Consider the following 12,445-nt stretch of genomic DNA (forward strand, 5'->3'; position numbering starts at 1 on the left):
GCGGCGACCGTACGCGACGGCTCCGACATTTTCGGGACGCTAAGGGAAGCGCCAGAGGCGCACCGTTCCGTTGCCGCTGCCCGCGCCGGCGGCGAGCAGGCGGCCGTCCGGGCTGAACGCCAGGGTCGCCCCGTCCGACCTCACCCAGTCCAGGGTCGCGAAGCTCTCGCCGGTGCGCATGTCCCACAGCCGGATCGTCCCGTCCAGAGCCGCGCTGGCCAGGACCCGGCTGTCGGGGCTGAACACCAGACCTTGCACGCGGCCCTCGTGTCCGTTCAGCTCCCGCATCTTCCTGGATTGCAGGTCCAGGATCCGGACCGTCCAGCCCGGCTCGTCCCGGACGTCGGACGCGGCGGTCCGCCCGTCCGGCGCGAACGTGAACAGCACGTTGGCGGGCCTGGGCACGGCGTTGGCCCGGTGCGTCCGCAGGTCATGGATCTGGATGTCGCCGCGGGCGCCGACAACGCCGAGCCGCTCACCGGCCGCGTCGAAGATCAGGTGCAGGGGCGCACCGTTCCTCGGAGCGAACGCGCCGGTGCGCCGGCCGGTCGCGGTGCCCCAGAGCTCGATGCCGATTCCGACGGTGGCGAGGGTCCGGCCGTCCGGGCTGAGCGTCTTGATGTACGACCTGACCTCGGGCCTGATCGTCCGGAGCCGGGTACCGGTGGCCGTGTCCCACAGTTGGACCGGGCCCTTCCCGCGCAGGGTCGCCAGCAGCCGACCGTCCCCGCTGAGCGCCGTGAGCTGGTCGGTGCCCTCCTCGCCCAGCTCGTGCGCGGCTCCGCGGCCGGTCGCGACGGGCCACCGCCAGATCTGCCCCGCGCCCGAGCAGACCAGCGTCGCGGAGTCGGGGGTGAACGCGAGCTGGAGCGTCGTCGCCGGTCCGCCGGCGAGGACCAACGGCTGGGGCTTTTTCAGCGGTGTGGTGCCCTCTCCCGAGGCATCGCCGGGCCGCCACCACACCAGCGAAGGGACGCCCAGTACGGCGGCGGCGCCCGCCGCACCGCCGATCAGGACGGCACGGCGCCGCGGCCGGGCGGGCGGGGCCGCCAGCAGCCGGGCGGCCTCGGCGGGCGAGGGCCGCTCATCCGGGTCCTTGGCCAGGCACGCCTCGATCGCGGGCCGCAGCTCGGCGGGCACCCCGGTCAGGTCGGGCGGGGCGCTGACGAGCCGGTGGACGATCCCCGGCACGTTGGCCGCGTCGAACGGCCCGCGTCCGGTGGCGGCGAACGCCAGGACGCAGCCGAGGGAGAACACGTCCGACGCCGGGCCCGCCGTGTCCGCGCGGACCTGCTCGGGCGACATGAACGCGTACGTGCCGACGACCGCGCCGGTGGACGTCAGCGCGGTGGCGTCGGCGGCGCGGGCGATGCCGAAGTCGATGATGCGCGGCCCGTCCTCCGACATGATCACGTTGCCCGGCTTGAGATCGCGGTGCACCAGCCCGCTCGCGTGGATCGCCTCCAACCCCTCGGCCAGCGCCGCGCCGAGCGCGCGAACATCGGGGACGTCCAGTGGCGCGGCCTCGCGCAGGGACGGGCCGGGGATGTAGGCGGTCGCCATCCACGGCTCGTCGGCCTCCGGATCGGCGTCCACCACCTGCGCCGTGTAGAAACCACCGACCTTGCGGGCCGCCTCGACCTCCCGCGCGAACCGCACCCGGAACTCCGGACGGTCCAGATGCTCGGCACGGATGACCTTCACCGCGACCCGACGACCACCGGACGAGACCCCCAGGAACACCTCCCCCATGCCCCCGGCGCCGAGCCGCCCCTCCAACCGGTACGGGCCGATCCGGCCGGGGTCACCGTCGCGCAGCGGATGCATCAGCGCAGCCTCCACAGGTTCACCGCCGCCTGTCCGCTGCGTACGCTGCCGCCGACCACCGTCCGGCCGTCCGTGGCGAGCGCGAGTCCACTGATCCGCCCGCCGCTCCCGGCGAGGGTGGCGGTCATCCGGCGGGCCGCCAGGTCCCATAGCCGGACGATGAAGTCGTCGCCGGCGCCGGCCAGCACCTTGCCGTCCGCACTGACGGCCACGTCGGTGACGTCTCCGGTCTGGCCGGAGTCGAGGACGCCGATGATGCGGACGCGGGCGGCGTCCCACAGCCGGATCGTGGCACCGCCCCCCGCGGAGACCAGCGTCCGGCCGTCCGGGGTGAGGGCCAGCGAACTCGTCCTCCCTCGGTCGGGGACGTCGGTGATCGGGCCACGGGTGCGGACGTCCCACACCCGCACCGAACCCGGGTCGCCTTCCATCCCCGCCATGACACGGCGCCCGTCCCGGCTGAACACGACGGCTCGCACCCCATCGGCGCCGGAAAGGTCGCCGAGGGTGTCCCCCGTGGCAATGCTCCAGAGCCGGTTCGGCCCGGCGACGGTCAGGCCGTCAGGGCTGAACGCGAGGGCACCGGTCTCCTCGGCGTGGAGCGTCCGCAGCGGACGGGGCTGCCGGGCGTCCGCCGACTCGACGTCCCACAGGACGACCGTGGCGTTCGTGTGACCGGTGGCCAGCAGTTTCCCGTCCGGGCTGAACGCCAAGGCCGCCACACCGCCGGGTGCGCTCAACTCGTGGATGACGTTCCCGGCGGCGGGACCCCACAGGTACACGGTCTTCGCCTGCGGCCCGCCGCAGACCAGGATCCGGCCGTCCGGGCTGAGCGCCACACGCTCCACCGGTTGCCCGTCCTTGAAGAGCGTCGTGGTGGGCGGCAGCATCGCATCCTCGGCCCGCGCCGCCCGAGGCCGTCCGTCGCCGCGGGTGAGCAGGAACGCCGAGGCTCCCGCGGCGGCCACCGCCGCGGCCGCGCCGACGAGCATCGTCCGGCGCGGGATCCGACCGGTGGGCCGAGCGGCGCCCGTTACACGCGTGACCTGCATCGTGCCGCGCTCCACCGTGCGGTCGGCGTCCGGGGTCGCCGGGCACGCGGCGAGCGGCGCGGTGGCCGGGTCGGCGAGGTGGGCGAGGATCCGGTCGGTGGCCGGCCGGTCGGCCGGATCCTTGGTCAGGCAGGCCGCCACGAGCGGGCGCAGGGACTCCGCCAGCCCGGCCAGGCCGGGCTCCTCATGGAGGACGCGGTGCACTATGGCCGGGATCGTCGCGGCATCGTACGGGCTGCGGCCCGTCGCGGCGAAGGCCAGCACGCAGCCCAGCGCGAACACGTCGGCGGGCGGCCCGGATCTGTCGCCCAGCACCTGCTCGGGCGCCATGTAGGCGTACGTGCCGAGGACCGCGCCGTCGGCGGTGAGCGAGCCCGCCTCGACGGCGCGGGCGATGCCGAAGTCGATGATGCGCGGCCCGTCCTCCGACATGATCACGTTGCCCGGCTTGAGATCGCGGTGCACCAGCCCGCTCGCGTGGATCGCCGCCAGCCCTTCCGCCAGCGCCGCGCCGAGCCGGGCCACCTCGGCGGGAGGCAGCGGGGCGACATCGCGCAGGGACGGGCCGGGGATGTAGGCGGTCGCCATCCACGGCTCGTCGGCCTCCGGATCGGCGTCCACCACCTGCGCCGTGTAGAAACCACCGACCTTGCGGGCCGCCTCGACCTCCCGCGCGAACCGCACCCGGAACTCCGGACGGTCCAGATGCTCGGCACGGATGACCTTCACCGCGACCCGACGACCACCGGACGAGACCCCCAGGAACACCTCCCCCATGCCCCCGGCGCCGAGCCGCCCCTCCAACCGGTACGGGCCGATCCGGCCGGGGTCACCGTCCTGCAGCGCCTCCATCTGGGCGACTCTCCCGTCCATCCAGCGACTCCCGCACTCTCCTCGCGGGATGTGACGCCGCCCGAGCGCCTAAAGATCGCGAAGGAAGGCGAGCAGCGCGTCGTTGACCTCGGCGGGACGCTCCTGCTGCGTCCAGTGGCCGCATCCGGACAGCCATACGGTGCCGCGGAGGTTCGGCACGAAGTCGGACAGGGAGTCGATCACGTGGCGGGCGCCGAGCGCGACGCCGTCCCGGTCGCCGCCGATGTAGAGGGCGGGCGGGCCGATCGGGGCGCGGTGCCAGGCGGCGGTGAGCTCCCAGTTGCGGTCGAGGTTGCGATACCAGTTGACCGGGCCGGTGAAGCCGCTCTCGGCGTACTCCTCGACGTAGGCGGCGATGTCGTCCTGGGTGAGCCAGCCCGGCAGCTTCTCCGGGTCGGGGAGGACGTCGAGGAACCCGCCGTTCTCCGGGGCGACCAGCATCGGGCCTGGGCCGTCACCGGACATCCCGTACAGCATCCGGCGGAAGGTGGCCGCCCGGTCGCGGTCGAGTTCGGCCTCCGGGGCGTCCGGTTCCTGGAAGCGCACCATGTAGAAGCCGTCGCCGAACATGCGGCGCATCGACGCGACCGGTGGTCCGCTGCCGCGCGGCCGGTGCGGGACCGACATCCCGACCACCCCGCGGACCTTGTCCGGACGCATCTGCGCGACGGCCCACGCGACGGGGGCGCCCCAGTCGTGGCCCACCACGACCGCCCGGTCCTCGCCGAGGGCGTCGATGAGCCCGACCGCGTCCCCGGCCAGGTGCAGGATCGTGTACTGGTCGGCCTCGGCGGGGCCGCCGGTGCGGGCGTAGCCGCGCTGGTCGGGCGCGACGGCGTGGTAGCCGGCCTCGGCGAGCGCGGTGAGCTGGTGCCGCCAGGAGTACCAGCATTCGGGGAAGCCGTGCAGGAGCAGCACGAGCGGCCCCTCGCCCGCCTCGGCGACGTGCATGCGCAGCCCGCTCTGGGACTGGACGCGGCGATGCGTGATCTCGGTCATCGGCACCCCTCCCGTGCGGCCCTAACGGTAAGCCCCCCGGGTTTCCGGGCGGCACGCGGGATGGGAGTTCGCCGCGAATGCCGCCCGTCCATACCGTCCCGGACCGGATTGTGTGCGCGGGCCACATGGGAGGAAACGGGCGCACTCCGTAGGTTCTGCCCATGACGAGCGTGACGCCGCGGGCGGCCGCGGGGACTTCGGGGACGCTGGATCTGTCGGGCCGGCGCGCCCTGGTCACCGGCGGCGCGAGCGGCATCGGCCGCGCCTGCGCCCGGCGGCTGGCGGCGGCCGGCGCCGAGGTGGCCGTGGCCGACATAGACGGGGACGCGGCGGACCGGGCGGCGGCCGAGATCGGCGGTGCCGCGATGCGGGCCGACCTGGCCGACACGGGTGCCCTGGACGGGCTCGCGTCCGGGGTCGACATCCTGGTCAACAACGCCGGGATCCAGCATGTGGCGCCCGTTCACGAGTTCCCGCCCGAGACGTTCGCGCGGATCCTGCGGCTGATGGTGGAGGCGCCGTTCCGGCTCGTCCGCGACGCGCTGCCCGGCATGTACGAGCGGGGCTGGGGACGCGTCGTCAACATCTCGTCCGTCCACGGGCTGCGGGCGTCGCCCTTCAAGTCGGCCTACGTGACCGCGAAGCACGGCCTTGAGGGCCTGTCCAAGGTGGTCGCCCTTGAGGGGGCCGCGCACGGTGTGACGTCCAACTGCGTCAACCCCGCCTACGTCCGGACACCGCTGGTGGAGAAGCAGATCGCCGACCAGGCGCGCGCCCACGGCATGCCCGAGGACGAGGTCGTCGAGCGCGTCATGCTCGACCACGCCGCCCTGAAGAGGCTGATCGAACCGGACGAGGTCGCCGAACTCGTCGCATATCTCTGCTCGCCCGCCGCGTCGATGGTGACCGGCGCCTCGCTCACCCTCGACGGCGGCTGGACGGCGCACTGAGAATGGGCCGTATGACCTGCGGCGTCTTCCTCGAACTCCTGGCCCGGGAGGCCTCCCCCGTCGAGTTCGAGGGTCCCCTCGTCCAGGCGCGGGCGGAGGGCGCGCCGCCGGCCGTCCTGGAGGAGCTGGAGGCGGCCAAGCTGGCGGCGCTGCGGGTCCGCACGATCATGCGGCGGCACGCGCGCCGGGAGGCGGAGCTGGCGGCGCTGTTCGACACCGCGGGCGACCTCGCCGGGCTGCGCGACCTCGACGCGGTGCTGGAGGCGATCACCCGGCGCGCCCGGCGGCTGCTGAACGCCGACATCGCCTACCTGACGCTGAACGACGACGAGCGCGGCGACACCTTCATGCGGGTGACGGACGGGTCGGTGTCGGCGGCGTTCCGGCGGCTGCGGCTGCCGATGGGCACCGGCCTCGTCGGGCTGGTCGCGCAGACCGCGATGCCCTACAACAGCGCCCACTACCTCGGGGACGAGCAGTTCCAGCACCGCGGCTTCATCGACGACGCGGTCGCCGAGGAGGGCCTCGTCGCCATCCTGGGCGTTCCGATGAAGCTTGGGAGCCGGGTCATCGGCGTCCTGACGGCCGCGAACCGCAGCGAGCGCCCGTTCGACCAGGAAGAGGTCGCCCTGCTCGGCTCGCTGGCCGCGCACGCCGCGATCGCCATCGACAACGCCCGCCTCCTGGAGGAGACCCGGACCGCCCTGGACGAGCTGAGCGCCGCCAACGAGGAGGTCAAGGCGCGCAGCGCGGCGGTGGAGCGGGCAGCGCGCGCGCACGACCGGATGACCGCCGTCGTCGTCCGCGGCGGTGGCGTGGAGGACGTCGGCGCCATCGTGACCGAGCTGCTGGGCGGCACGCTGCACGTCCTGGACGCCGACGGCCGCCACCTGGCGACCACGGGCGCCGTGTCGGCGCCGCTCAGCGACGAGGAACTGGTCGGCGTGTCGGCCTCCGCGCACTCCGCGCGCGCCCAGGGCCGGACGGTCAGGCGCGGCGACCTGTGGATCGCGTCGGTGTCCACCGGCGACGAGATGCTCGGCACGCTGGTGCTGCGCACCTCCGACGAGGTGGACGACGCCGACCAGCGGATCCTGGAGCGCGCGGCGCTCGTCACGGCGCTGCTGCTGCTGTTCCAGCGCAGCGTCACCGAGGCGGAGGGACGGGTGCGCGGCGAACTGCTGGACGACCTGCTCTCCGGACGCCGGACGGGCACCGACGCCCTGACCGCGCGGGCCCGGCGCGTCGGCGTCGACCTGAACGCGCCGCACGTCGTGCTGTGCGCCAAGTACGAGCACCGCGAGCACCGGCAGCGCGCCGCGTTCTGGGCGTCGTCCTTCGCCGCCGTGGAGCACGGGCTGGCCGCCTCCCGGCCGGAGGAGATCGTCCTGCTGCTGCCGGGCGACCGTCCGGGCGACACCGCGCGCCGGATCGCCAAGGAGCTGGGCGCCTCCCTCGGCGGGCCCGCCACGGTCGGCGCGGCCGGCCCGGTGACCGAGCCGGGCGGCGTCGCGTCCGCGCACCGGGAGGCGCAGCGCTGCGCCGACGCCCTGCTGGCGCTCGGCCGCCGCGGTGATGGCGCCGGCGCGTCCGAGCTCGGGTTCGTCGGCCTGCTCGTCGGGGACGACCGGGACGTGGCGGGGTTCCTGCACGGCGCGCTCGGGGCCGTCCTGGAGTACGACGAGCGCCGGGGCACCTCCCTGGTGCAGACCCTGGAGGCGTACTTCGGCACCGGCGGCAGCCTGTCGCGGACGGCGGAGCGCCTGCACATCCACGTCAACACCGTCAGCCAGCGCCTGGAGCGCATCGCCCGGCTTCTCGGCGACGACTGGCAGACCCCCGAGCGCGCTCTGGAACTCCAGCTCGCCCTGCGGCTGCACCGCCTCTCCCGCTGAAACGCGGCGTGCCGCCTCGTGGACGGCAAGCCGCGTTCGCGGGTCAGGCTGGGGTGTCGACGGGTTCTTTGGTTTCGGGTGCGGGTTGGTCGGGTGTGGGTGGGTGGCGGGTGGTCAGGAGGTGGCGGGCGGTGCCCCAGATGCCGCGGCGGAACAGCAGGACGATGACGATGAAGATGGATCCGGTGACGATTCCGGTTTCCTGGAATCCGGCGGTGGCCAAAAAGTCCTGGAGTTGGACGACCAGGGCCGCGCCGATGGCGCCGCCCCACAGGGTGCCGATGCCGCCCAGGATGACCATCATCACCGCCTGCCCGGAGGTGGTCCAGTACACCCCTTCCAGGGAGGCGAAGCCGTGCCCGACCGCGAACACGCCCCCGGCCAGGCCCGACAGCCCGGCCGACAGCACGAAGGCCAGCAGCCGGTACCGGTCGACCGGATAGCCCAGGGCGCGGGCGCGGGCGGGGTTGTCGCGGATGGACACCAGCACGCGCCCGAAGGGTGACCGCACGATCCGCCAGGCGACCCAGAGTCCGGCCAGGACGAACGGCAGGCCGGCGTAGTAGAAGTAGAACGGCTCGGACAGATCGACGCCGAAGAACTCTCTGGGGATGCCCTGCAGGCCGTTCTCCCCGCCGGTGACCTCGCGCCATTGGTTGGCCACGAAGTACATCATCTGCGCGAACGCCAGGGTGACCATGGCGAAGTAGATCCCGGTCAGCCGGACCGACAAGAACCCGATCGGCAGCGCGAGAAGGGCTGCGAAGCCGGCGCCGCCGGCGATCGCGACCGGGAACGGCAGCGGGGTGTGCAGCGCGATCAGGCCGGTGCAGTAGGCCGACCCGCCCCAAAACGCCGCGTGCCCGAACGACAGCAGCCCGGTGAACCCCAGCAGCAGGTCGACCGCGGCGGCGAACAGCGCCCAGCAGACGATGTCCAACGCCACCGGCGGATAGATCATCCACGGCAGCGCCAGCGCCGCCACCAGCCCGACCGCCAGCAGCAAGGGTCCGGCCCGGCCCGAGCGGGCCAGCCTGGCCAGGATCATCGCAGCGCCTCCTCACGTCCAAACAGCCCGGCGGGACGCCACAGCAGCACCGCGGCCATCAAAATGAACACCAGCGTCTGCGACAGCGAGGGCACGTAGTAGTTGCCCAGCGCCGACAGCAACCCCACCGCGAACCCCGCGGCGACCGACCCGAACACCGACCCCAGACCCCCGATCACCACCACCGCGAACACCGTGATGATCAGATCGGCGCCCATCAGCGGGTTCACCGCCCGCATCGGCGCCGCCAACACCCCCGCCAACGCCGCCAGCGCGATCCCGAACCCGAACACCGGCGTCACCCACCGCCCCACATCGATCCCCAGCGCCCTCGTCAGCTCGGGCCGCTCGGTCGACGCCCGCACGATCATCCCCACCCGGGTCCGGGTCAGCACCACCCACACCGCTCCGCACACCAGCACCGACACCCCCAGCACGAACACCTGATAGGCCGGATAGGTGAACAACCCCAGATTGAGCGTGCCGCCCAGCTGCGACGGACGCGGATAGGGCTGGGAGTTCACCCCGTACTGCCGCTTCATCACATCCTGCAAAATCAGCGCCAGCCCGAAGGTGAACAGAAAGTTGTACAGCGGATCCAGCGGCGTCAACCGCCGCACGAACAGCCGTTCCACGATGATCCCGGCCACCCCGAGCAGGGGCGGCACCAGGATCAGGGACACCCAGAAGTTCAACCCGAACGAATCCAGCGCGATGAACGCCCCGAACGCCCCCAGCATGTAGAACGCGCCATGCGCCAGGTTCACCACACCCAGCATCCCGAAAATCACGGCCAGACCGAGGGCGAGCAGGGCGTAGAACGCCCCACCCACCAACCCGTTGAACGCCTGCTGCAGCACGTCGCGCCCGCCTACAGCTTGCAGGACGGGTCGGGCTGCTGGAAGGCCTCCGCCGCCGGGATCGTCTTGATGATCTTCTCGTAGTCCCACTCCTCCTTGACCTCGCTCTTCGGCTTCACCTGGGCGACGTAGGCGTCGTGCAGCAACAGGTGGTCCTCGGGGCGGATCGTGCCGGTGGAGGTGAAGATGTCGTTGACCTTGTGGCCTTCGAGCTGCTTCACGATGTCGTCGGACTTGTCGGTGCCGCCGCGCTGCACGGCCTCCAGGTACTGCAGGGCCGCGGAGTAGTCGGCCGCGTGGACGGCCGTCGGGCGGGCGCCCGTCTTGGCCTTGAACTTGTCCGCCCAGGCGCGGTTGCCCTGGTTGGCGTTCCAGTACCAGAAGTCGGTGAAGCGCGTTCCGGCCAGGGCGTCCGGTCCGAGCGAGTGGATGTCGGTCAGGAACATCAGCCCGACGGCGAGGTCGACGCCCTTGTCGCGCAGCTTGTACTCGTTGTACTGCTTCACCAGGTTGACCAGGTCACCGCCCGCCTGCATCGTCCCGAGCACCTGCGGCTTCGGCTTCAGACCCGGCGCCTTCAAAAGGAACGTGGAGAAGTTGTCGTTGGGGAACGGCGTGGGATCGCTCTTGACGACGCTGCCGCCCGCACCCTTCACGGCCGCCGTGAACGTCTTCTCCATGTCCTGCCCGAACGCGTAGTCCGGGTAGACGATGTACCAGTTCTTACCGCCGTCCTTCGTCACCTCGGCGCCCGTACCGTGCGCCAGCATGTAGCTGTTGTAGCCGTAGTGGAAGGTGTACTTGTTGCACTGCTTCCCTTCCAGCTCGGTCGTCGCGGCACCGACGTCGATGAACACCTTCTTCTTGTTCTTCGCGACGGTGGCGACGGCGAGCGCGGCCGACGAGGTCGGAACGTCGACGATGAGGTCCGCCTTCTGGCGGTCGTAGAGTTCCTGCGCCTTGGAGTTGGCGATCTCCGGCTTGTTCTGGTGGTCGGCGGAGACGACCTCGATGTCGTCGGTGACCGCCTTGTCGCCGTACTTGGCCTTGAAGTCGGCGACGGCCATCTTCACCGCCTCGACCGCGTTCTTGCCCGACAGGTCGGCGTAGACGCCGGACTGGTCGGTCAGCACCGCCAGGACGATCTTGTCGTCGCTGATCTTGCCCCCGCCCCCGCCGGGTCCGCCCGCGCAGCCGGCCAGCAGCGCTCCGGCGGTCGCGAGCGCGGCCGAACGTCCGAGAAGTCTCATCGGGGTCTCCCTAGATTCCGAGGTACTGGAGGAGTTCGCTCTCGCGGGCGCGGACCTCGTCGTTGTCCATGGACTCGACGATCCGGCCCTCGGCGAGCAGGTGGTGGCGGTCGGCGACCGTGGCGGCGAAGTGCACGTTCTGCTCGATCAGCAGGACGGTCACCCCGGCCGCCTTGACCTCCCGGAGGATGTCGCCGATCTGCTGGACGATCAGCGGGGACAGGCCCTCGGTGGGCTCGTCGCACAGCAGCAGCCGGGCACCCGTCCGCAAAACCCGGGCCAGCGCGAGCATCTGCTGCTCACCGCCCGACAACTTCGTCCCGGGGAACCGCCGCCGCTCCCGGAGCTTGGGGAAGGTCTCGTACACGCGCTCCAGCGACCAGGGATTCGGGCCCATCACGGGCGGCAGCGTGAGGTTCTCCTCCACCGACAGCGACGCGAAGATCCCGCGATCGTCCGGGACGTAGCCGAGGCCGCGCCGCGCGCGCTTGTGCGAGCTCAGGGCGGAGATGTCCTCGTCCTGGAACCGGATCTTTCCCGACACTCCCTGATGGAGACCCATCAGCGACCGCAGGAGCGTGGTCTTGCCCGCGCCGTTGCGGCCCACCAGCGTGACGATCTCGCCCTCGTCGACGTGCATCGACACCTCACGCAGGGCCTGAGCCTCGCCGTACCAGGCCGACAGCCCGTCAATGCGCAGCATTGGAGTCTCCCAGGTAGGCGGTCACCACGCGCGGATCGTGACGGATCTCCGCATACGGGCCCTCGACGAGGACTTGGCCGTGCTGCAGGACGGTGACCCGGTCGGCGAGGCTGGAGACGACGCTCATGTTGTGCTCGACCAGAATGACCGTCCGGCCGTCGCGGACCTTCCTGATGAGCTCGACGGTCCGGCCGACGTCCTCGACGCCCATGCCCGCGGTCGGCTCGTCGAGCAGCAGCACCTTCGGGTCGAGCGCGAGGGCCAGCGCCAGTTCGAGGGCGCGCTTGCGGCCGTACGCCAGCGAGCCCGCCGGAACGTCCGTGTGCCCGTCCAGGCCGACCTGCCCGAGCAGCTCGGCGGCGCGTGCGGAGTAGCGTCCGAGCGCCTTGTCCGAACGCCAGAACCGCCAGCCGAGGCCGCTGCGCCCGGCCAGCGCGAGTTCCACGTGCTGCCGCGGGGTGAGCTCGGCGAACAGGCTCGTGATCTGGAACGACCTGGCCAGCCCGAGTCGCGCGATGCGCTCCGGCCGGCGGCCGGCCAGCTCGTGCTCACCGAGGCGGACGCTGCCGGCGGTCGGCTTGAGGAACCCGGTGAGCAGGTTGAACAGCGTCGTCTTGCCCGCGCCGTTCGGCCCGACCAGCGCGTGGACGGCCCCCTCGGCGACGTCGAGGTCCACGCCGTCCACGGCGCGGAAGCCGCGGAACTCCCGGACCAGGCCCCGCGCCTCCAGGACCGGGGCCTCCCGGGCGGGATCGCCCATGCGTCCTCCTCGCGCTCGTCGTCGGTGACCCGGACCACACCGGGCCGCCGTGACCGGGAACGCTAGGTCGCGCCCGCGGGCCGGACCATGTGAGGCCACCCCATATTCGGACGCTCCGATACGGCCGTGACCCACATCATGTGCAGGTCACGACCGGGGGCACATGGCGGATCTCGGCGATATGTGGACCGGCCACGTGGTCGCGGTCACAACCGGCGCTCACCATGA

10 protein-coding genes are annotated in these 12,445 nt (G+C 72.2%); 2 read left to right on the plus strand and 8 right to left on the minus strand.

Going from position 1 to position 12,445, the window contains the following annotated elements; translation table 11 throughout:
• Positions 1 to 39: 39 nt before the first annotated feature.
• Genes K8Z49_RS14165 through K8Z49_RS14175 form a run of 3 tightly spaced genes read right to left on the minus strand, consistent with a single transcriptional unit; the run spans position 40 to position 4,751 of the window.
• Positions 40 to 1,842: a WD40 repeat domain-containing serine/threonine protein kinase gene (locus tag K8Z49_RS14165; protein ID WP_412519146.1), complete on the minus strand. Its 1,803-nt coding sequence runs from the start codon at positions 1,840 to 1,842 to the stop codon at positions 40 to 42.
• Positions 1,827 to 3,752 (minus strand): WD40 repeat domain-containing serine/threonine protein kinase, encoded by a 1,926-nt coding sequence (locus K8Z49_RS14170; protein WP_412519148.1) that lies wholly within the window; start codon positions 3,750 to 3,752, stop codon positions 1,827 to 1,829. The genes K8Z49_RS14165 and K8Z49_RS14170 overlap by 16 nt, the downstream gene beginning before the upstream one ends.
• Positions 3,753 to 3,800: 48 nt before the next feature.
• Positions 3,801 to 4,751, minus strand: coding sequence for an alpha/beta fold hydrolase (locus K8Z49_RS14175; RefSeq protein WP_021594424.1), 951 nt, complete (start codon positions 4,749 to 4,751; stop codon positions 3,801 to 3,803).
• 161 nt (positions 4,752 to 4,912) lie between these two features.
• On the opposite strand from K8Z49_RS14175, the gene K8Z49_RS14180 reads away from it, so the two are divergent.
• Both K8Z49_RS14180 and K8Z49_RS14185 read left to right on the plus strand, forming a co-directional pair.
• Positions 4,913 to 5,701: a 3-hydroxybutyrate dehydrogenase gene (locus K8Z49_RS14180; protein ID WP_021594425.1), complete on the plus strand. Its 789-nt coding sequence runs from the start codon at positions 4,913 to 4,915 to the stop codon at positions 5,699 to 5,701.
• An 11-nt stretch (positions 5,702 to 5,712) separates the two neighbouring features.
• On the plus strand, positions 5,713 to 7,596 hold the full coding sequence (locus K8Z49_RS14185) for a helix-turn-helix domain-containing protein (RefSeq protein ID WP_244938395.1): 1,884 nt from the start codon (positions 5,713 to 5,715) through the stop codon (positions 7,594 to 7,596).
• A gap of 43 nt (positions 7,597 to 7,639) precedes the next feature.
• Here the strand turns inward: K8Z49_RS14185 and K8Z49_RS14190 are convergent, their stop codons facing one another.
• The 5 genes from K8Z49_RS14190 to K8Z49_RS14210 are packed head-to-tail and all read right to left on the minus strand — an operon-like array spanning position 7,640 to position 12,217.
• Positions 7,640 to 8,644, minus strand: a complete 1,005-nt coding sequence (locus tag K8Z49_RS14190; RefSeq protein ID WP_412519151.1) for a branched-chain amino acid ABC transporter permease — start codon at positions 8,642 to 8,644, stop codon at positions 7,640 to 7,642.
• Positions 8,641 to 9,504 (minus strand): branched-chain amino acid ABC transporter permease, encoded by an 864-nt coding sequence (locus tag K8Z49_RS14195; protein WP_111829747.1) that lies wholly within the window; start codon positions 9,502 to 9,504, stop codon positions 8,641 to 8,643. Before K8Z49_RS14195 ends, K8Z49_RS14190 begins: the two co-directional genes overlap by 4 nt.
• A gap of 11 nt (positions 9,505 to 9,515) precedes the next feature.
• Positions 9,516 to 10,754, minus strand: coding sequence for an ABC transporter substrate-binding protein (locus tag K8Z49_RS14200; protein ID WP_021597635.1), 1,239 nt, complete (start codon positions 10,752 to 10,754; stop codon positions 9,516 to 9,518).
• A 10-nt stretch (positions 10,755 to 10,764) separates the two neighbouring features.
• Complete coding sequence (locus K8Z49_RS14205) at positions 10,765 to 11,457, minus strand: ABC transporter ATP-binding protein (RefSeq protein ID WP_075025100.1); 693 nt, start codon at positions 11,455 to 11,457, stop codon at positions 10,765 to 10,767.
• Positions 11,444 to 12,217: an ABC transporter ATP-binding protein gene (locus tag K8Z49_RS14210; protein ID WP_021597633.1), complete on the minus strand. Its 774-nt coding sequence runs from the start codon at positions 12,215 to 12,217 to the stop codon at positions 11,444 to 11,446. Before K8Z49_RS14210 ends, K8Z49_RS14205 begins: the two co-directional genes overlap by 14 nt.
• Positions 12,218 to 12,445 lie beyond the last annotated feature (228 nt).

This window comes from Actinomadura madurae, from assembly GCF_047130825.1.
Taxonomy (GTDB): Bacteria; Actinomycetota; Actinomycetes; order Streptosporangiales; family Streptosporangiaceae; genus Spirillospora; species Spirillospora madurae.